Source organism: Sphingopyxis flava (assembly GCF_900168005.1).
Classification (GTDB): Bacteria; Pseudomonadota; Alphaproteobacteria; order Sphingomonadales; family Sphingomonadaceae; genus Sphingopyxis; species Sphingopyxis flava.
Genome location: NZ_FUYP01000002.1, coordinates 96032 through 114298 on the forward strand (window position 1 = coordinate 96032; position 18267 = coordinate 114298).

Annotated in this window: 22 protein-coding genes; 10 read left to right on the forward strand and 12 right to left on the reverse strand. The window is 64.6% G+C overall.

The features are described from left to right. Window positions 1-9: 9 nt before the first annotated feature. From B5X69_RS01970 to B5X69_RS02010, 9 genes are all read right to left on the reverse strand, one after another. Entirely contained in the window at window positions 10-330 is a 321-nt protein-coding gene (locus B5X69_RS01970) for a hypothetical protein (RefSeq protein WP_139375630.1), read from the reverse strand. Window positions 331-523: 193 nt separating this feature from the next. Then, window positions 524-2047 carry a fumarate hydratase gene (locus B5X69_RS01975; RefSeq protein WP_079637022.1) on the reverse strand — a complete coding sequence of 508 codons (1524 nt, stop codon included), beginning with the start codon at window positions 2045-2047 and terminating at the stop codon, window positions 524-526. Between the two features lie 101 nt (window positions 2048-2148). Next, the gene (locus tag B5X69_RS01980; RefSeq protein ID WP_079637171.1) at window positions 2149-2613 is read right to left on the reverse strand and encodes a Fur family transcriptional regulator; all 465 of its coding nucleotides are present in this window, start codon (window positions 2611-2613) and stop codon (window positions 2149-2151) included. A gap of 94 nt (window positions 2614-2707) precedes the next feature. Continuing rightward, window positions 2708-3139 carry a MerC domain-containing protein gene (locus tag B5X69_RS01985; protein WP_079637023.1) on the reverse strand — a complete coding sequence of 144 codons (432 nt, stop codon included), beginning with the start codon at window positions 3137-3139 and terminating at the stop codon, window positions 2708-2710. A 124-nt stretch (window positions 3140-3263) separates the two neighbouring features. Beyond that, window positions 3264-5087, reverse strand: coding sequence for a cobaltochelatase subunit CobT (gene cobT / locus B5X69_RS01990; protein ID WP_079637024.1), 1824 nt, complete (start codon window positions 5085-5087; stop codon window positions 3264-3266). Further along, window positions 5084-6277 (reverse strand): alpha/beta hydrolase, encoded by a 1194-nt coding sequence (locus tag B5X69_RS01995; RefSeq protein ID WP_079637025.1) that lies wholly within the window; start codon window positions 6275-6277, stop codon window positions 5084-5086. The genes cobT and B5X69_RS01995 overlap by 4 nt, the downstream gene beginning before the upstream one ends. A 93-nt stretch (window positions 6278-6370) precedes the next feature. Further along, entirely contained in the window at window positions 6371-7360 is a 990-nt protein-coding gene (cobS, locus tag B5X69_RS02000; RefSeq protein WP_079637026.1) for a cobaltochelatase subunit CobS, read from the reverse strand. A gap of 247 nt (window positions 7361-7607) precedes the next feature. Further along, a complete protein-coding gene (locus B5X69_RS02005; protein ID WP_079637027.1) occupies window positions 7608-8045 on the reverse strand; it encodes an ester cyclase in 438 nt (145 codons plus the stop codon). An 11-nt stretch (window positions 8046-8056) separates the two neighbouring features. After that, the gene (locus B5X69_RS02010) at window positions 8057-8647 is read right to left on the reverse strand and encodes a DnaJ domain-containing protein (protein ID WP_079637028.1); all 591 of its coding nucleotides are present in this window, start codon (window positions 8645-8647) and stop codon (window positions 8057-8059) included. Between the two features lie 28 nt (window positions 8648-8675). Between B5X69_RS02010 and B5X69_RS02015 the strand changes: the two genes are divergently transcribed. From B5X69_RS02015 to B5X69_RS02035, 5 genes are all read left to right on the forward strand, one after another. Then, window positions 8676-8954 (forward strand): BolA family protein, encoded by a 279-nt coding sequence (locus B5X69_RS02015; protein WP_245798530.1) that lies wholly within the window; start codon window positions 8676-8678, stop codon window positions 8952-8954. Window positions 8955-8963: 9 nt separating this feature from the next. Continuing rightward, complete coding sequence (locus B5X69_RS02020) at window positions 8964-9320, forward strand: DUF2200 domain-containing protein (RefSeq protein ID WP_079637029.1); 357 nt, start codon at window positions 8964-8966, stop codon at window positions 9318-9320. A gap of 20 nt (window positions 9321-9340) precedes the next feature. Next, window positions 9341-10225, forward strand: coding sequence for a pirin family protein (locus B5X69_RS02025; protein WP_079637030.1), 885 nt, complete (start codon window positions 9341-9343; stop codon window positions 10223-10225). After that, window positions 10222-10683, forward strand: coding sequence for a hypothetical protein (locus B5X69_RS02030; RefSeq protein ID WP_079637031.1), 462 nt, complete (start codon window positions 10222-10224; stop codon window positions 10681-10683). Before B5X69_RS02025 ends, B5X69_RS02030 begins: the two co-directional genes overlap by 4 nt. 95 nt (window positions 10684-10778) lie before the next feature. Beyond that, window positions 10779-11714, forward strand: coding sequence for an alpha/beta fold hydrolase (locus B5X69_RS02035; protein ID WP_079637032.1), 936 nt, complete (start codon window positions 10779-10781; stop codon window positions 11712-11714). Between the two features lie 16 nt (window positions 11715-11730). On the opposite strand, the gene B5X69_RS02040 is transcribed toward B5X69_RS02035, so the two are convergent. Continuing rightward, the gene (locus tag B5X69_RS02040; RefSeq protein ID WP_176141486.1) at window positions 11731-12144 is read right to left on the reverse strand and encodes a hypothetical protein; all 414 of its coding nucleotides are present in this window, start codon (window positions 12142-12144) and stop codon (window positions 11731-11733) included. Between the two features lie 8 nt (window positions 12145-12152). On the opposite strand from B5X69_RS02040, the gene B5X69_RS02045 reads away from it, so the two are divergent. Further along, on the forward strand, window positions 12153-13307 hold the full coding sequence (locus B5X69_RS02045; RefSeq protein WP_079637033.1) for a serine hydrolase domain-containing protein: 1155 nt from the start codon (window positions 12153-12155) through the stop codon (window positions 13305-13307). Window positions 13308-13334: 27 nt separating this feature from the next. Here the strand turns inward: B5X69_RS02045 and B5X69_RS02050 are convergent, their stop codons facing one another. Both B5X69_RS02050 and pdxH read right to left on the reverse strand, forming a co-directional pair. Next, a complete protein-coding gene (locus B5X69_RS02050) occupies window positions 13335-14159 on the reverse strand; it encodes a PhzF family phenazine biosynthesis protein (protein ID WP_079637034.1) in 825 nt (274 codons plus the stop codon). Then, window positions 14156-14734 carry a pyridoxamine 5'-phosphate oxidase gene (pdxH, locus tag B5X69_RS02055; protein ID WP_079637035.1) on the reverse strand — a complete coding sequence of 193 codons (579 nt, stop codon included), beginning with the start codon at window positions 14732-14734 and terminating at the stop codon, window positions 14156-14158. Before pdxH ends, B5X69_RS02050 begins: the two co-directional genes overlap by 4 nt. A 168-nt stretch (window positions 14735-14902) precedes the next feature. On the opposite strand from pdxH, the gene B5X69_RS02060 reads away from it, so the two are divergent. From B5X69_RS02060 to B5X69_RS02075, 4 genes are read left to right on the forward strand one after another with little or no spacing between them, the layout of a single operon-like run. Next, the gene (locus B5X69_RS02060) at window positions 14903-15829 is read left to right on the forward strand and encodes a DnaJ C-terminal domain-containing protein (protein WP_079637036.1); all 927 of its coding nucleotides are present in this window, start codon (window positions 14903-14905) and stop codon (window positions 15827-15829) included. A 3-nt stretch (window positions 15830-15832) separates the two neighbouring features. Further along, on the forward strand, window positions 15833-16918 hold the full coding sequence (locus tag B5X69_RS02065) for a YihY/virulence factor BrkB family protein (RefSeq protein WP_079637037.1): 1086 nt from the start codon (window positions 15833-15835) through the stop codon (window positions 16916-16918). Next, window positions 16915-17742 carry an enoyl-ACP reductase FabI gene (fabI, locus tag B5X69_RS02070; protein WP_079637038.1) on the forward strand — a complete coding sequence of 276 codons (828 nt, stop codon included), beginning with the start codon at window positions 16915-16917 and terminating at the stop codon, window positions 17740-17742. The genes B5X69_RS02065 and fabI overlap by 4 nt, the downstream gene beginning before the upstream one ends. Continuing rightward, window positions 17735-18265 carry a GNAT family N-acetyltransferase gene (locus tag B5X69_RS02075; RefSeq protein WP_176141487.1) on the forward strand — a complete coding sequence of 177 codons (531 nt, stop codon included), beginning with the start codon at window positions 17735-17737 and terminating at the stop codon, window positions 18263-18265. Before fabI ends, B5X69_RS02075 begins: the two co-directional genes overlap by 8 nt. Window positions 18266-18267: the final 2 nt, after the last annotated feature.

Here is an 18267-nt window from a genome sequence, read left to right on the forward strand (position 1 = left end):
GGGTTCAGCTCATGCCATCGGCCTTGTCTGAAGCTCCTGGGTCAAAAAGCGCATGATCTCACGGCGATCCTCCTCGTCCCTGCTCTGGCCCGCCTTCATCGCCGCGCCGCCCACGACCGTCATGAAAAGGGGAACGCCCGCGAAGATCGCGCCGAACAGCAGCGCGTCGGGGACGAGCGAAGTGACCAAGACGCCGATGATCACGAAGATCGAAAGGAAGCCGTACCAGGCATAGGGGAAGATGCGGCCCGCCAAGGAGCGGCCAAATGTTCCGGTGATGCGGGTGCCGCCGCCGCGGGGCTCCATCGAGGCATCGAGTTGGAGAGCCATCGCATTTTGCACGCCGCGCCGCGCCGCGCATAGCGCAGCCGCATCCGATATTGGTCGCCTGACCCGAAGACGCGGGCCTTCGCATCTTCCATCGGATCGGCCATGATTGCCTGGAGCTTGTATGCGATCGCCTCGGGCGGGAGCGGTGAGACCAGATCGACCGCTTCGCCCGTCGCCATCGCCCTCACTCGCGTCACGCCCGTACGAGAAGCCCCTCGTCCTTGATCCGCTTCTGCCACACAAGCGGCGCGTTGACGTGGACATTCTGGCCTTCGCTGTCGACCGCGACGGTGACGGGGAAGTCCTTGACCTCGAATTCGTAAATTGCCTCCATCCCGAGATCGGCGAAGCCGACAACTTTCGATCCCTTGATCGCGCGCGCGACGAGGTAGGCTGCGCCGCCGACCGCCATCAGATAGGCGCTCTTGTGCTTGGCGATCGCGTTGGTCGCGGCGGGGCCGCGCTCGGCCTTGCCGACGCAGGCAAGCAGGCCCTGCTCCAGCATCATATCCATGAACTTGTCCATGCGCGTCGCGGTCGTGGGACCAGCGGGGCCGACGATTTCCTCGCCAACCGGATCGACTGGGCCGACGTAATAGATGACGCGGCCCTGGAAATCGACGGGCAGCTCTTCGCCCTTCGCCAGCATGTCGGCGATGCGCTTGTGCGCGGCATCGCGGCCGGTGAGCATTTTGCCATTGAGCAGGAGGCGGTCGCCTTGCTTCCAGCTCGCGACCATTTCGGAAGTGAGATTGTCGAGGTCGACGCGAATCGCAGCCCTATCGGGCGTCCAGTCGATCTCGGGATAGTCGGCGAGCACAGGCGGCTCGAGATAGGCGGGGCCGCTGCCGTCGAGCGTGACATGGGCGTGGCGGGTCGCGGCGCAATTGGGGATCATCGCGACGGGTTTCGACGCTGCGTGAGTCGGCCAATCCCTGATCTTGACGTCGAGCACGGTCGAAAGCCCGCCGAGCCCCTGCGCGCCGATGCCGAGTGCATTGACCTTTTCATAGAGCTCGACGCGCAGTTCCTCGGTCGGGTTGCTTGGCCCGCGCGCGAGAAGTTCGGTCATGTCGATCGGGTCCATCAGCGATTGCTTTGCAAGCAGCATCGCCTTTTCGGCGGTCCCTCCGATGCCGATGCCGAGCATGCCCGGCGGGCACCAGCCCGCGCCCATCTGCGGCACCATTTCAAGAACCCAGTCGACGATCGAATCGCTCGGGTTCAGCATCTTGAACTTTGACTTGTTTTCGCTGCCGCCGCCCTTGGCCGCGACGTCGATATGGACCTTGTCACCGGGCACCATCTCGACATTGAGGACCGAGGGGGTGTTGTCCTTTGTGTTCACGCGGCTGAACGCTGGGTCGGCGAGAATCGAGGCGCGCAGTTTGTTGTCGGGATGGAGATAGGCGCGGCGGACACCCTCATCGACGACCTGCTGTAGGCTGCGCGGACTGTCGAGGCGGCAATCCATTCCCCATTTGATGAAGACGGTCACGATGCCCGTATCCTGACAGATCGGACGGTGCCCTTCGGCGCACATGCGACTGTTCGAGAGGATCTGCGCCATCGCGTCCTTCGCGGCCGGCGACACCTCGCGCTCATAGGCCGCGGCGAGCGCGCGGATATAGTCCATCGGATGGAAATAGCTGATGTACTGGAGCGCGTCGGCGATCGTTTCGACGAGGTCATCCTCGCGGATGATGACGGTATTCATATGCAGCCCTCTTGCCCGTGGTTCGGAGTCGGGGCTTCCCCTAGACCCGAGGACGCGTAACGAAAAGGGGGCTTGCCAGTCGGAGCAGGGTCAGCGCCTCGTCACTGACACTCGGCGCATTTGCCGCGCACCTCGATGACCGGGCGTTCGGCGGCGAACCCTGCGGCCTCGGCCGCCGCGCGTACGCCGTCCGACAGGCGGTCATTATCGACATGTACCGCAGACCCGCAGGTGTCGCAGATCAGAAAGATGCAATCGTGCAAACAGCCCGGGTGGCTGTTCGCGACAAAGGCGTTCGCGCTTTCGACCCGGCGCACGAGGTTGTTGGCGACGAAAAGGTCGAGGATGCGATAGACGCTGTTGGGGGCTACCCGCTTGCCGCGTTTGTGAGAGACAATGTCGGCGATTTCGTAAGCGCTCGCGGGCTTGGCGATTTCGGCGACGGCGTCGAAAATCTGGGCGCGCATGTCGGTCCACGCCTCACCCGCGTTTTCCAAGGCCGTTTGCGCGGCCGCGGCAAGCGAGGCTCCGCTGGCCTCGACGTGGGGATGATCATGCTTGCCCATCGGCGATTCCTCAGCGCGCCGCGCGGGGTCTGCCGACGCCAAATGAATGTAGGACTTTCGAAGGGCTCCCGCAAGGCGCCGGGACGCTATGCCGTCAGTGCGCGGCGCGGCGATTGAGGTCGTGGCCGAGCGCGACCACAGCGACGCCGATCATCGTTGCCAAAATCTCGCTCCCGTCATGTGGCCGTGACAGCGCCCCTGCCATCATGCCCAGCCCGAAGCTCCCGACCGCAAAGGGCATCATATAGCCGTGGCTCAGCACCCCGGCGACCAGCGTCACCAGCGCGAAACCGATCGCGACGATCAGCCCGACCTCGTGGAACAGATGATTTTCGAGCACCCCGCTGACGGAGGCGATCGATGCGAAGAAAATGGTACTGGCAAGACAATGGACGAGACAGAGCCCCGAAAGCCCCATCGCGAGCTGATCGCCCGAAAGGGAGGTCAGCGGCCGCGCCTCGCGCGCAGCCCGAATGATCGCGCCGAGGCGTGTCCGGGCAGGGGCAAGGCTGGCGACTTTGGTCACCCGATTCTCCGTAACGGCTTTTGCGATGCCTGATATGGCATAACATGACAAAGGTTACAATATCACATCGCACGATTTTGCAAGCGGGTGCCCAAAGCGCGGGTCTGCCGCGGCGGGGATGAACTCAATCCACGTCGAACAGGCCCGCGAGCTGCTCGACCATCGTGCCGCCCAGTTGCTCGGCATCCATGATCGTTACCGCGCGGCTGTAATAGCGCGTGACATCGTGGCCGATACCGATTGCGCACAGCTCGACCGGCGACCGCGTCTCGATCCATTCGATGACTTGGCGCAGATGCTGGTCGAGATAGGCGCCGTGGTTGACCGAAAGCGTGCTGTCGTCGACCGGCGCGCCGTCGCTGATCACCATCAGGACGCGGCGTTCCTCGGGACGATTCACGATGCGGCTGTGCGCCCAAATCAGCGCCTCGCCATCAATATTTTCCTTGAGAAGGCCCTCGCGCATCATCAACCCGAGCGATTTGCGCGCACGGCGATAGGGTTCGTCAGCCGGCTTGTAGATGATATGCCTGAGGTCGTTGAGGCGACCGGGATGCGGCGGACGGCCGGCGGTGAGCCAGTCCTCGCGGCTCTGCCCGCCCTTCCACGTCCGGGTGGTGAAGCCGAGGATTTCGGTCTTGACGCCGCAGCGCTCGAGGGTGCGCGCGAGAATGTCGGCGCTGATCGCGGCGATGCTGATCGGCCGCCCGCGCATCGAGCCCGAATTATCGATCAGCAGCGTGACGACGGTATCGCGAAAATCGGTATCGCGCTCGATCTTGTAGGAGAGCGAATGGCCGGGCGAGACGATGACGCGGGCGAGGCGGGCGGCGTCAAGTTGCCCTTCCTCCTGGTCGAAATCCCATGAGCGGTTCTGCTGCGCCATCAACCGGCGTTGTAATCGGTTCGCAAGCTTGGTCACCGCGCCCTGCAGATGCGTCATCTGCTGGTCGAGATAGGCGCGCAGCCGCGTCAGTTCGTCGGCGTCGCACAATTCGGTCGCGGCAATGATTTCATCATGTTTTTCGGTGAAGCGAATATAGTTGAAGTCCGGAACGTCGGTCGGCAGCCGGTTCGGGCGCACGGGCAGCATGCCCTCGTCGCCTTCGCCCCCCATCTCGGGTTCGCCGTCAGCCTCCATCTCCTCCGCATTCGGATCGGTGTCGCCCTCCTCGGCCTGATCGCCGGCCATTTCGGCGCGCGCGTCGACCTGGCTTTCCCCGCTGCCACCCTCTTCGCTTTCCTGTTCCTCCTGGCTCTCCTCGGCCTCGGTTTCGTTGTCCTCGCCGCCATCCTCAGCGCCTTCTTCGACAGGCTCGTCGCTGTAGATGAGATCGAGATGGCGGAGCGCGAGCTTCGCGGTTTCGGCAAAAGCCGCCTGGTCGTCGAGCAGCATCGAGAGGGCAGTCAGGTCACCCCCGGCCTCCTTGTCGATCCATTCGCGCACCAGCGAGAGGCCGGCCTCGGTGCCCTGCGGCGCCGGGTCTCCGGTCAGCGCCTCGCGCAGCATCAGTTCGAGGGCGCTCGAGATCGGGACGTCTTCGCGGGTCTGCGCCCGGCTGATCGGGTCCGAGCGCATCCGCATCGCAAGACTGGCCGCCAGATTGCCTCGCATGCCTGCCATATGCCGTGCACCGAGCGCCTCGACCCGTGCGCGTTCCATCGCGTCGAAGGCGGCCGCCGCCACCGGTTCAGCCGGGCGTCCTGCCGCATGCAGCTTCTCGCTGTGATGCTTCATGCGCAGCGCATAGGCATCGGCAAAGCCGCGCGCCTCGGCGACCTGGTCGGCGGGAAGGGTGCGTGACGGTGTGGGCACTTTTATCGCCTTGCCGATCTGCGCCGGCGCATCGGCGGTAAAGCCGACCTCTACTTCGGGGTCGTGCGCCACCGCTCGCGCGACGCTCGAGAGCGCAGTCTTCAGATCGTCGAGAGGGGAGGGACTGGTCATGGGGCTTCGGCGTCGGGAATCCGTTTGCAGAGGATGTCGTCGCGTTCCTTGGGCGTTGCGGGGTCGGGAAGCAAGCGGAAGACGTGGGGAAGATGCGTCGCCGCGCGTTCGGGCCGTGTCTGCTTGTCCGCGACGACATCGACGAAATCGCGGCAGACGGGCGCGCTGCGCAAAAAATTGCTGTGCCCGGTCGATCCACGCGAGACGTCGGTCGTATCGATCACGGTCAGGCCGGGAATGGCGGCGGGATAGCAGCGTTCGGGCACTCCCTTCGCTTTCAGATCGGCGGCTTTGAACGGATCGAAGCAGTAGGGTGAGCCAAGCCTTGGATAGCCGTGAAGCGCGCGCGAGGCAGCGAGCGCCTTGTCGCGTAGCGAGGTGTAGATCGTCATATGGCGTCCCCGCTCGATCCGTTCAGGAGCGAGGACATCGTCGCGGATGTCGCGTTCGAATGTCTCGCGATCGATGTCGGGGGAGGCGAGGACGATATTCGAGATGTTGGTCTCCCGCGCAGCGCGCCGCGACAGGCGGTCGGCCGCCGCGACGGCGGGGATTACCAACCGGGCGCCGAGTGAGTGCGAGACGATGACGATCTCCTTGACCCATGGCCGGTCGGCGAGCGTCCGCAGGAAGGACCCGAAGTGACGGACGTCGTGATACATGTTGGTTTCGTCGACCACATATTTCAGCACCTCGCCCTGCGAGGGCCAGCTATATTGAATGACCGGACCGTCGAAGCCGGTCATCCGCGCAATTTGTGCGGCATCTTTCGATGTCGTATCGAACGTCTCGCGATAGCCATGAACATAAAGAAGTATGCGTCCGTGTCTGCGATCGGTCTCCTCCTCGAGCGCTCGCCACCAGTCGCTTTCATTCTCGAATGCCACCGGAGTACCAGGCCTTTTCTTCTCCTTGGCGTGCATCTCGCGCGGTTCTGCGAAGCGGCCGTAACGCAGGGCGTTGCCGCGATGACGGGTAAGGGTGATCGCAGGCGTGCGGCAATCGGGCAGCCGGCTGGTCACAAAGAAAAGCGGCAGCGCTTCTGAAGCAATCTGCTCGCCAGCCTTGGGTGCGCAGCGTGCGTCGGCGACATAGTCGGCGTGGCGGACGTCACCATAATCGACCGGCGTGATGCAGCCGGCGAGACTGAGCGCGGCGAGCGGGGCCATCCATGGCGAATGTCGCTTCATGCCGTGGCCGCGCCATCGCTTGCGACTAGGCGGCAAGCCGCCAGGTCTCGCAGTCTTTCCCATCGAGGGGGAGAGAGGGGGTGGGCGCGGTCTTCACTTGCCGATCACGCTTTCGGGCAGGTCCTCGCCGAAGACCCGCTGATAATATTCGGCGACGATCATCCGTTCAGCCTCGTCGCACTTGTTGAGGAATGACAGGCGGAAGGCGAAGCCGATGCTGTTGAAGATCGCGGCATTCTGCGCCCAGCTGATCACAGTGCGGGGGCTCATCACGGTCGAGATGTCGCCATTGATGAACCCTTGTCGGGTCAGATCCGCGACCTTGACCATATTGGCGACCGTCGCATCGTCGGTGCCCGGAACCTTGGCGAGGATGATCGCGCTTTCGGTCGCGGCAGGCAGATAGTTAAGCGTGACGACGATGTTCCAGCGGTCCATCTGGCCCTGGTTGATCTGCTGCGTCCCATGATAAAGGCCGCTTGTGTCGCCAAGCCCGACCGTGTTCGCGGTCGCGAACAGGCGGAAATGCGGGTTGGGACGGATCACCCGGTTCTGGTCGAGCAGGGTCAGCTTGCCCTCCGCCTCCAGCACGCGCTGGATCACAAACATCACGTCGGGACGGCCCGCGTCATACTCGTCGAAAACGAGCGCGGTCGGGGTCTGCAACGCCCAGGGAAGCAGGCCTTCGCGAAATTCGGTAACCTGCTGGCCGTCGCGCAGCACGATCGCATCGCGGCCGACGAGGTCGATACGGCTGATATGCGCGTCGAGGTTGACGCGGATGCACGGCCATTTGAGACGTGCTGCAACCTGTTCGATGTGCGTCGACTTGCCGGTGCCGTGATAGCCCTGCACCATCACACGGCGGTTGAACTTGAACCCCGCCAGGATCGCGAGCGTAGTGTCGCCGTCGAAGACATAGGCAGGGTCGAGGTCGGGAACCCGTTCATCGGCTTCGCTGAACGCCGGAATCTGCATGTCGATGTCGACCCCGAAGACCTCGCGCGCATCGACCTCGGTATCGGGCGCGGCGAGCAGCGTCGAGCCGTGATGGTCGGGGAGGCTGTTCGGAAGATCGGTCATCGTTGGTCGCCTTTCAAACCTTCTCTCCTGAGAGGGAAGGATACGCAGCCTTGCCGGCTGGCCGACCAGGCGAAGGAGGATGAGGGTAGCGAAGCGCAGCTTCGCGCGAGCCAGAGACCCGCATACCCCTCAACCAACTTCGACCAGGCAACGAGCTGCCAAGTCTTCGCAGCCCCTCCCAGGGGAGAGGGAGTGGGAGAGTTCGGCTAGCGCGTATCCTCATGGGTTGCGGCTTGCAACGCCTTATTCAGAAGACGCCGAGCGCCTTCAGCACCGCAGCCTGGTCGTAATAGGGGCGCTCGCAGATGATCTTGTCGCTGCCGGGCGCGAATTCGAAGCTCGCCGCCATGCGGATGCGGAAAGTCTTTCCTGTGGGTTCGACTGTGCGCAGTCCAAGCTTGAGCGGCCCCAGATGCGTGCCGGTCAGCCAGAATTCGACCAGAACCGTATCGGTCGCGGCATCGGCGGCGATTGCGATGACTTCGTTTGCCTGATCGGGAAAAGGCTCGCGCGACGAGGCAAAGTAGGAGCGCACCGCTGCCTCGCCATCGAAGATAGTGCCGGGGCCGAGCAACTCGTAGCGTGGATGTTCGAAGGTTGCGAGAACGCCGTCCCAATCATGCGTGATCTCAAGCGCCATATGGCGGCGGACGGTTTCGATGCGCTTGTCGTCGAGATCGCTCATGGCCTCTCTCCTTATGCGAAAACGCGGCTCTTCCTTAAAAGCTGGTATGCTGCAACGACGTCGCTAAGCCGCGCTTCGTGGCTGCGGTCGCCGCCGTTGCGGTCGGGGTGATATTTGCGGACGAGCTCGCTGTAGCGGCGGCGGAGCGCAGCGCGGTCGGCATCAGGAGCAAGTGCCATGGTCTGCAGTGCGCGGCGCTCCTCGCGGCTAAAGCGCGGGTCGGCGGCTTCGCGCCGCGCTTCGTCCATCCGCTGGCGGAACCGGGCACCCAGCGCGTCCATCGGGTCCTTGAAATCGGCCCAGCGCGGCGGCAGGTCGGCGATTCCGGCGGCTCGAAAGGCGCGGCTTTCGGTCTCCCAGCCAGCGGTCGGCGACTGGGCGGCCATGATCTGGTCCGCGCTCATGCCCTCGAAGAAATTATAGCCTGCGTTGAACTCGCGGACATGGTCGAGGCAGAGCCAGCGCCATGGCGGCGGTCCGTCGGGCGAGCGATGGGCCGAGAGGGGCGCGCGAAATTCGCCGGGCTCGCGGCAACCCGGAACGGCGCAAGCGGCTTCGCGCGGAACGCGGCCGTGGAATCGGTTGGATCGGGGGCTTGTCATGCTGTGCTTTCCTGCCCAACATGGGGGCATGAGCGAAAAAGGTCCAGTGCAACGCGAAATGGAGGAGCTGCTTTCCGCTGCTTTTCCGGGTGCTTCCTTCACTCTCAGCAACGACAGCGCGAAGCATCATGGCCATGCGGGGGACGACGGCAGCGGCGAATCGCATTTCAGCCTCGCGATCGAATGGGCGGGCTTTGCCGGGCAGTCGCGCGTCGCGCGTCAGCGCGCGGTGAACAAGGCGCTCGGCGATATGCCGGGAGAGCGCGTCCACGCGCTCGCGATCCGCGCGAAAGCGCCCGGAGAATAGGGGGCTTCGATGGGGAGCGAGCGGGTCTATCAGTACAGCTTCGCGAGCGTCTATCCGCTTTATGTCGCCAAGGCGGAGCGCAAGGGGCGCACCAAGGCCGAGGTCGACGAGATCATTCGCTGGCTGACGGGTTACAGCCAGAAGCAGCTGGAGGCGCTGATCGGGAGCAAGACGGATTTACGCCACTTCTTTGGCGAGGCCCCGGCGATGAACAGCGCGCGCAGCCTGATCAAGGGAGTTGTCTGCGGCGTCCGGGTCGAAGATATCGAAGAGCCGCTGATGCGCGAAATCCGCTACCTCGACAAGCTGATCGACGAACTCGCCAAGGGAAAGGCGATGGAGAAAATCCTGCGGAGACCCGAGTAGAGCTGGAAGGAACTTGGCGATTGTACAGCGTCATCACCCCCTCGACCCACGACATCGGCGCCTTTGATGTGCGGCGGACCTTGCCAGACAAGGAACGTACGATGGTCGGTCCCTTCATTTTCGTCGACCAGTTCGGCCCGGCGCATTTCGATATTGGACAGGGGATGGACGTGCGGCCGCATCCCCATATCAACCTTGCGACGCTGACCTATTTGTTCGAGGGCGCGATCGACCATCGCGACAGCCTCGGCACCTATGCAACGATCCGCCCCGGCGCGTGTAACCTGATGACCGCGGGAAGCGGGATCGTCCACTCGGAGCGCACCCCCGCCGCCGAGCGCGCCGCGGGTTCGGCGATCTCGGGCATGCAGACATGGCTCGCGCTCCCGGACGGCAAGGAAGAGATCGACCCGGCATTCGAGCATGTTTCGGCCGAGGAATTGCCGCTGGTCGAGGACGGCAAGGTCTCGGCGCGCGTTATCATGGGCAGCCTCTGGGGCGCCACGGCGCCCACGACGCAGCACAGCGCGACCATTTACGCCGACATATTGATGAACGCTGGCGCCAGCCTGCCTATCGAGGCTGAGGCCGACGAGCGCGCAGTGCTCGTGGCGCTCGGAGACGCCAGCCTCGATGGCGAGCCACTTGAGCGCTACAGCCTCTATATCCTGAAGCCTGGCGAGGCGATGACGCTGCGTGCCGCGAATGACGCACGTGTGATGCTGCTCGGCGGCGAAGCCTTCACGACGCCGCGGCACCTGTGGTGGAACTTCGTCAGCTCGTCGCGCGAGAGGATCAATGCGGCGAAGCACGACTGGAAGGAGCGCAAATTCCCGCTCGTCCCCGGCGACAGCGAGGAGTTCATCCCGATTCCGGAGGTGCCCCGGACACCGAACTACCCATGAGCGCGGCGCTCGCCCTCGCGCTTGCCCTGTCGGCGCCCGCCTCGCTTCCGGGTCCGGTCTTCGAGTGCAGCTTTGGCGCCAAGCAGCTGCGTGTGACGCAGGAGAAAGATGCGCTCGTCTATCGCTATGGGACGAAGGCGAGAACCGAGCTGCGAATCGCCGCGGATGCAAAGAGCGGCCGCGTCTTTTATCACCGGACCCTCTATCCGCGCGGCGAGGACCAGACGCTGCGCTTTGTGAACGGCGATTTTTCCTATGTCGTTTTCGCCCATTGGACCGCTCCGCCCTCGAACGACATCGACTTTGACGTACCCGCCGCCCAATATGGCGGGCTCATCGTGATGCGGGGGGACGCGATCATTTCGACGCGCATCTGCAAGCAAGGGGGCGACATGGTCGAATGGCCGATCTTCAAGACCTTGCCGACCGATGCGGATAATCTGACGCCGCCGATCTGATCGGGGGATCCGATCGCGGACGCGATCGTTCGGGCGCTTGCCAGCCGGACGCCGCTTCGCCAGACAGTTTCGAAATGAAACCAGAGGAGCGAGGCATGAGCGGCGATTTCGAACAGCTGCGACTGACGCTTTCGACCGGCGTTGAACTCGACGTGGTCGACATGGGGCCAAGGGGCGCGCCAGCGCTGATCTTCCTTCACGGCTTTCCCGAATCGCACCGCACATGGCGGCACCAGCTTCCTCATTTCGCCGCGCGGTTCCGCTGCATAGCGCCCGACCAGCGCGGCTATCGCGGCTCGTCGAAGCCGCAGGAGGCCGAAGCCTATACGCCCGACAAGCTGATCGCGGACATTTTTGCGCTGGCTGACGCGCTGGGCGTCGCAGAGTTCACGATCATCGGTCACGATTGGGGCGGGGCGATTGCGTGGGGCGTGGCGCTCGGCGGCCAGCCCGGCGGCCTGCATCCTGCATGGGCGGGCCGGGTGAGGCGCGCGGTGATCGCCAACGCGCCGCATCCAGCGATCTTTCAGCGGCTCTTGCTCACCAATGCCGAACAGCGCGCTGCGAGCCAGTATATCCGTATCTTTCGCGACCCCGCGAGCGATGCGATTCTCGAGGAAGAGGGCATCGCCGGCCTCCTCGCCCACGCCTTTGAGGGCCGGGTGCCGAGCGGCGGGATTCAGCCGCCTGGCGAAATCGCCCGGCTGCTCGCCGATTGGGAGGATCGCGCCGCCTGCCGCGCAATGGTCAACTGGTATCGCGCCTCGCCGATGAACGTGCCCGCGATGGACGAGCCGTTCGCCGAGCCGCCCCCGGCGTCCTTTCCAAAGCTGAGGATTCCGACGCTCGTGATCTGGGCGCTCGACGATGTCGCGCTGCCTGCCTGCAATCTGGAAGGGATCGAGGAGCATGTGCCCGGCGTGGCCGTCACAAAAATCCCGGGCTGCGGCCATTTTGTGCCCTGGGAGGCACCGCAGGCGGTCAATGCCGCGATGGACGGTTTTTTCGAGCGGACGGTCGGGAAAGCCTGAACCGGTCAGGCGATCCTCACTCCTGGGGTAGGAGCAGGCACCCGCTTGCGCCTGCGAAGCGCGCGCTGCGCGAGGCGAGTAACGGGACGCTGCCCGTCACGGTTTTCGTCTCGGGATCCTCGCGCACCGATACCATCTCCATGCCTGGCTCGAAGTCGCTCTGGCAGCTTTCGAGGCTGCGGCCCTGAACGTAGCGGCACGAGCAGCCGATCCGCGCGGCATAGGCCGAGCCGAGCTCGGCCTGCGCCTTGAACGAGGGGAGTTTCCAGATCAGCAGGATCGCGAGCAGGGCAAGCGCGATCAGCGCCCACGGCAGGTATCCGCTCCAGCGGCTCGGTCGTCGGGCCGCTCGCGAGGGGGGAAGCTCCTGCGGCGACGCAGTCGGGGTCGGTTCCGGCGTTGCCGGCTCGGGCGGGTTGGTGTTAGTCACGGGGCGCCATGATCACCAAAAAAGCCATGCTGGCAAGTGCCGCGCTCGCGCTCCTCAGTGCCTGGCCGCTGACGCAGGCGGCGGTCCAGGGGGCGATAGCGCCTGCCGCGCCCGCACCGCGTTTCGGCGCGTCGCTGCCGTCCGGGCCCGTCGACGCGCGGCAGCTGCTGCCCGCGCTCGATCCGGCGATCAGGGCGAAGGCCGACGCGCTGTTCACCGACGCAGACGCGGTGGGGGAGACACGCGCGCTGCTGGTGCTGCGCGACGGCGAACCCGTCTACGAACGCTATGGCGCGGGCTTCGGCCCCCACAGCAAGCTGATCAGCTGGTCGATGGCGAAGAGCATCACCGCGGTGCTCATCGGATTCCTCGTCTCCGACGGGCAATTATCCCTCGACGGTCCCGCGCCGGTCGCAGCGTGGCAGCGCACCGGCGATCCGCGCGGGGCGATCGCGCTCAAGAACCTGCTCCACATGTCCTCGGGGCTCGAGCATGTCGAGGAGGGAGAGCCCGTGTGGGCAGGCGACACGGTGGCAATGCTGTTTGGCGGCGGCGCTGAGGATATGGCGGGCTTTGCCGAAGCGAAGCCGGCCGTGGCGCGGCCGGGTGAGCTTTTCAACTACAGCTCGGCGACGAGCGTGATCCTTGCCGACATTCTCGCCAATACGCTCACGCCCGCGCGCGGCCCCGAGGCACGGCGCGAGGCGGTGCGCGAGTTCATCGCGGGGAGGCTGACCGAGCCGCTCGGCATGACCAGCCTCACGCCCGAGTTCGATGCGCGCGGGACGATGATCGGCGGCTCGATCATGCACGCGACCGCACGCGATTACGCGAAGTTCGGCGAATTTCTGCGCAATCACGGGGTGGTGAATGGCCAGCGGCTGCTTCCTGAAAGCTGGATGCGCTTCATGCTGACGCCTTCGCCAACGGACGGCGGTTACGGCGGCCATATCTGGCTCAACCGCGCCCGCCCCGCCGGGGTATCCGCCGCGCTGTGGCCCGACCGCGGGCCCAACGACCTGTTCGCCTGTATCGGACACCAGGGCCAGTACATCATCGTCTCGCCCTCGCAGCGCCTGACGATCGTGCGGCTGGGGATCACGAAGGACGACCAGTTTCCGCAGCTTCGCCGGCATCTGGCGGAATTGCAGGCGGCGTTTTAGGCTCCCAGCTCCGAAAGAGGAGACGGGTCAGAGCAGAAACTCGCCCGTCAGTATCGTGACGCATTTCCCGGATAATTCCACCCCATCTCCCTCCAGCCGGCAGCCGACATAGCCGCCGCGTGCACTCGCCTGATAGGCCGTGAAGGCGTCGCGGCCGAGCCGCGCCGTCCAATAGGGGGTGAGCACACAGTGCGCCGATCCGGTCACCGGATCCTCGTCGATGCCGGCGCCGGGCGCGAAAGCGCGGCTGATGATGTCGGCGCCCGAGGGATCGCCTTCGCCTGGGGCGGTTGCGATATAGAGGATGTCGCCGCCGGCTTTCAGGGCACGCAAATCGGGTTCGAGCGCGCGGACGTGCGCGGCGTCCGCGTAGACGATCAGCACATAGCCGCCCTCATGCCACAAGGTTTCGACCGGCTCGCCGCCCATATAGGTCGCGATATCCGGCAGCGCCTTCGGCGCGGGCGGATAGGCGGGAAGGACCATTCGATAACCTGTATCTTCGCCCTCGCCGTCGCGCGCGACGCGCAAGATTCCGGCCTTGCGCGTACGGAAGCGCATGTCGTTCCGCCAAGGCGCTGCCGACAGCAGCGCATGTCCGCTTGCGAGCGTCGCATGGCCGCAGAGCGCGACTTCTACACCTGGCGTGAACCAGCGCAGTTCAAAATCTGCCTCGCCGCTCTCGTCGGGGATCAGAAAAGCGGTCTCGGCAAGATTGTTCTCAGCCGCGATCGCCTGCAGCGTTGCGTCATCGAGCCATGACTCAAGCGGCATGACTGCGGCAGGATTGCCCGCGAACGGGCGGTCGGCAAAGGCGTCGACCTGTGTGATGGGAAGCCGCCGCCAGCTCATGGATAGAGCAGCCCGCTGGCCCAGCCTTCGCCTTCGCGCACGAAAAGGGTGCGTTCATGGAGGCGGTGAGCGCGATCCTGCCAGAACTCGATTCGCTCGGGGATCACCCGCCAGCCCGACCAACGCGGCGGGCGCGGCACGTCCTGCCCCGCGAACCGCGCTTGCATCTCGGCGAAGCGTGCCTCGAAGCTGGCGCGGCTATCGAGCGGCCGCGACTGGTCGCTCGCCCAGGCGCCAAGCTGACTGTCGCGGCTGCGCGTGGCGAAATAGGCGTCGGCAATGTCGTCCGCAACGGGCTCGGCCGGTCCCTCGATGCGGATCTGGCGTCGCAGCGACTTCCAGTGAAACAGCAGCGCGACCTGCCGGTTTTCGGCGAGTTCGCCGCCCTTGCGGCTGTCGAGATTGGTGTAGAAGACGAAGCCGTCGGGCCCGTGTCCCTTCAGGAGCACCATGCGAACCGAGGGACGGCCGTCCGGGGTCGCGGTGGCAAGCGCCATCGCGTTCGAATCATTGGGCTCGCTGGCGCGCGCATCAGCGAACCAGCTGTCGAACAGGTCGAAGGGGTTTGTCGTCATGGCCGGGCTTCTACTGCGCCGCGGCACCGCGGTCGAGTAAAAGCCGGTCAGGGTCCCTCGCGAGCAAGGGAGGAGCGCCGGGGAACTTGACCGGCTTTCCTCTCATTCCCACATCGCGCGCGCAATCGGGCCTTTCCGGCCAACATCTTATCGGGCTACAGGAGAAAAATGGCAGATCCCTATTCCACCCTCGGCATCGCGAAATCGGCGAGCGAAGCTGAAATCAAGTCGGCCTATCGCAAGCTCGCGAAAGAGCTGCATCCCGACCGGAACAAGGATAATCCGAAAGCGGCGGAGAAATTCTCCGACGTCACCAAGGCCTATGACCTGCTCTCCGACAAGACGAAGCGAGCCCAGTTCGACCGCGGCGAGATCGATGCCGACGGCAACCCCGCCATGCCCTTTGGATATGGCAGCGGCGGTTTTCGCGGCGATCCGCGCGGGGGACCGCAGGGCGGTTTTTCGGGCTTTGGCGGCGAGGGCGCCGATTTTGGCGATATCTTCGAGGGGCTGTTCGGCGGCCGCGGCGGCGGCAGCTCCTTTGGCGGTTTCGGGGGGCGCAGCGCGCCGCCGCCCAAGGGCGCCAACGTCGCCTATCGCCTTTCGGTCTCATTTGTCGATGCCGCGACGCAGGCGATGCAGCGCATCACTCTGGCCGACGGGAAGACGATCGACCTCAAGCTTCCCGCCGGCGTGGAGACGGGGACGCAGATGCGCCTTGCGGGCAAGGGACAGCCGGGGCCGGGCGGCAATGGCGACGGGATCGTTACGATCACGGTCAAGGACCATCCGTTCTTCGAGCGCGATGGTGCCCACATCCGTCTCGACTTGCCCATTACGCTGGGCGAGGCTGTCAAGGGCGCGAAGGTCAAGGTTCCGACAGTCGATGGGCCGGTAATGTTGTCAATTCCGCCAGGCTCCTCCTCGGGCCGGGTGATGCGCCTCAAAGGAAAGGGCTTCAGCCAGAAGGGAGGCGGGCGCGGCGACCAATTGGTCCGGCTGATGATCGACTTGCCCAAGGACGATGCCGGGCTGGCGAAACTCGTGGACCAATGGACCGACAAGCGGCCGGTCAGGGCCGAGCTCGGCGTGTGATGCGTGGCTGATCGCAGCCAGACGGACTCCGCCGCCGCGATCGAGCGCGAAGTTGCCGAGGAAGTCGGCAGGGAATTTCTCGCCGAGGGTCATTCGCCCCATTCGCCCGAAGCGCGCGCCGAGCGCGCCAAGCGGACTCACTTGCGCGCCCGCGCGCAGGGCATCATCGAGCGGGGGCGTGAGCGGCTGGGGCCGGGGACGCGTGCCTTTCACATCGTCCGCCGGGTGATCGTCGGCACCTATACCGACGGGTTCATTCATGCTGGAAATCTAGCCTATCTCGCGCTGATCGCGCTCTTTCCCTTCTTCATCCTCCTCGCGGCGGCCCTCAGCCTCTTTGGCGGGAGCGCCGGGGGCGAAGCTGCGATTGACGCGGTCTTTTCGATCATGCCGCCGACTGTCGCCAAGGCGCTTTCGGGTCCGATTCGCGAGGTCATGGGGGCGCGCACCGGTCTGTTCCTGTGGCTCGGCGCGCTCGTCGCATTGTGGACCGTCGGCAGCCTCGTCGAGACCATCCGGGACATTCTTCGCCGCGCCTATGGTACCCATTTCAGCCGCGGCTTCTTTCATTACCGGTTGCTATCGATCGGTATCATCACCGGTGCGGTGGTGCTGATGCTTCTTTCCTTCAGCATGCAGGTGCTGATCGTGGGCATCGAACAGTTTGTGACGCGGGTGCTGCCGGCGCAATTTCAGGCGGCGGGGGTCGTGCTGATTTCGCGCAGCGTTTCGGGGCTCGGGCTTTTCATCGCCATCTACCTCCTCTTCTACTCGCTCACGCCGGCCAAGTATCGCAGGCAGAAGAAGTGCCCCAAATGGCCGGGCGCACTGTTCACCACCCTGTGGTGGATCGGGGTCACTCTGGCGCTTCCGCCTTTGCTCGCCAGCCTGCTCAGCTACGACGCGACCTATGGCAGCCTCGCCGGCGTCATGGTCGCGCTTTTCTTTTTCTACCTTGTGGGATTGGGTATGGTGATGGGCGCCGAACTCAACGCCGCGCTCGTCGAGGTTGAGGATTTGGGCCACGACGCTATTGGGCGCGTGGACGATGCCATCGTGGAAGACAATAAGGTCGGAGAAACCAAATGACGGGTCTGATGAAGGGCAAGCGCGGGCTGATCATGGGCCTGGCGAACGACAAATCGCTCGCCTGGGGTATCGCAAAGGCGCTGCACGGCGCCGGGGCCGAGCTCGCCATCAGCTATCAGGGCGACGTGATGCTGAAGCGAGTGAAGCCGCTTGCCGACGAGCTCGGCTGCGATTTCCTCATCGACTGCGACGTCTCCGACATGGCGAATCTCGACAAGGCCTTCGCTACGCTCTGTGCGCGCTGGCCGACGATCGACTTTGTCGTTCACGCGATCGGCTACACCAACAAGGATGCGCTGCGCGGTCATTATGCCGACATCGGCCTTGACGACTTTTTGATGACGATGAACATCAGCGTCTACAGCTTCACGGCCGTGGCCCAGCGCGCGTCGAAAATGATGACGCCCTATGATCCTGAAACAGGCAAGGGCGGCGGCTCGCTGCTGACGCTGAGCTACTATGGTGCAGAGAAGGTCATCCCCCATTACAATGTCATGGGCGTCGCCAAGTCGGCGCTGGAGACCAGTGTCAAGTATCTCGCGAACGACTATGGGCCGCAAGGGGTACGCGTGAACGCCATTTCGGCAGGGCCAATCAAGACCTTGGCGGCGAGCGGAATCGGTGACTTCCGTCTGATCCTCAAGTGGAACGAATTCAACGCGCCGCTGCGCCGCAACGTCACGATCGACGATGTCGGCGGCTCGGCGCTCTATCTGCTGAGCGATCTTGCCTCGGGCGTCACGGGCGAAACGCACCATGTCGACGCGGGCTATCACACCGTCGGAATGAAGCAGGAAGACGCGCCGGATATCGCGCTTGCCTGAGAGCCTCCTCATCCGCGCTGCCGCGGCGGCGGATGACGAGGCGATCGACGCGATCATTCGCACGGCCTTTGCTTGCACCAAATTCGGCTATCAAGGCGAAGCTGAACTTGTGCGCCGGATCGAAGCCGATGGCGACCGGCTCGTCTCGCTTGTCGCCGAGACGAAAGGAGCGATTGCGGGATATGTGCTGTTCAGCCGGATGGACGCGGAAGCCGATGGCGCTTCGATCCTGGCCGGGGGCCTTGCACCGGTGGCGGTCGTGCCCGAACGGCAGGGGCAGGGGATTGGCGATGCACTGATCAGGGCCGGGCTCGCCGCATTGCGCGCGAGCGGCGTCGCCATCAGCTTCGTCTTCGGCCACGAGACCTATTATCGGCGCTTTGGGTATTCCACCGTCCTTGCAGCGCGCTTTCGCTCGCCTTTCGCGGGACCGCATTTCATGGCGATGATGCTGGACTCGGATGCGCCCTGGCCGCTAGGCGGACGGGCGGATTATGCACCCGCATTCGGCCGGATGGGATAGGC

Excerpts from the sequence above, each read along its gene's own strand:
- pdxH (WP_079637035.1), bottom strand. The coding sequence starts at position 14,734 with ATGACGACAAACCCCTTCGACCTGTTCGACAGCTGGTTCGCTGATGCG.
- B5X69_RS02010 (WP_079637028.1), bottom strand. The coding sequence starts at position 8,647 with ATGACAAGCCCCCGATCCAACCGATTCCACGGCCGCGTTCCGCGCGAA.
- B5X69_RS02050 (WP_079637034.1), bottom strand. The coding sequence starts at position 14,159 with ATGAGCTGGCGGCGGCTTCCCATCACACAGGTCGACGCCTTTGCCGAC.
- B5X69_RS02005 (WP_079637027.1), bottom strand. The coding sequence starts at position 8,045 with ATGAGCGATCTCGACGACAAGCGCATCGAAACCGTCCGCCGCCATATG.
- B5X69_RS02030 (WP_079637031.1), top strand. The coding sequence starts at position 10,222 with ATGAGCGCGGCGCTCGCCCTCGCGCTTGCCCTGTCGGCGCCCGCCTCG.
- fabI (WP_079637038.1), top strand. The coding sequence starts at position 16,915 with ATGACGGGTCTGATGAAGGGCAAGCGCGGGCTGATCATGGGCCTGGCG.
- B5X69_RS02015 (WP_245798530.1), top strand. The coding sequence starts at position 8,676 with ATGAGCGAAAAAGGTCCAGTGCAACGCGAAATGGAGGAGCTGCTTTCC.
- B5X69_RS02035 (WP_079637032.1), top strand. The coding sequence starts at position 10,779 with ATGAGCGGCGATTTCGAACAGCTGCGACTGACGCTTTCGACCGGCGTT.
- cobS (WP_079637026.1), bottom strand. The coding sequence starts at position 7,360 with ATGACCGATCTTCCGAACAGCCTCCCCGACCATCACGGCTCGACGCTG.
- B5X69_RS02045 (WP_079637033.1), top strand. The coding sequence starts at position 12,153 with ATGATCACCAAAAAAGCCATGCTGGCAAGTGCCGCGCTCGCGCTCCTC.
- cobT (WP_079637024.1), bottom strand. The coding sequence starts at position 5,087 with ATGACCAGTCCCTCCCCTCTCGACGATCTGAAGACTGCGCTCTCGAGC.
- B5X69_RS01980 (WP_079637171.1), bottom strand. The coding sequence starts at position 2,613 with ATGGGCAAGCATGATCATCCCCACGTCGAGGCCAGCGGAGCCTCGCTT.
- B5X69_RS02060 (WP_079637036.1), top strand. The coding sequence starts at position 14,903 with ATGGCAGATCCCTATTCCACCCTCGGCATCGCGAAATCGGCGAGCGAA.
- B5X69_RS01995 (WP_079637025.1), bottom strand. The coding sequence starts at position 6,277 with ATGAAGCGACATTCGCCATGGATGGCCCCGCTCGCCGCGCTCAGTCTC.
- B5X69_RS01970 (WP_139375630.1), bottom strand. The coding sequence starts at position 330 with ATGGCTCTCCAACTCGATGCCTCGATGGAGCCCCGCGGCGGCGGCACC.
- B5X69_RS02020 (WP_079637029.1), top strand. The coding sequence starts at position 8,964 with ATGGGGAGCGAGCGGGTCTATCAGTACAGCTTCGCGAGCGTCTATCCG.
- B5X69_RS01975 (WP_079637022.1), bottom strand. The coding sequence starts at position 2,047 with ATGAATACCGTCATCATCCGCGAGGATGACCTCGTCGAAACGATCGCC.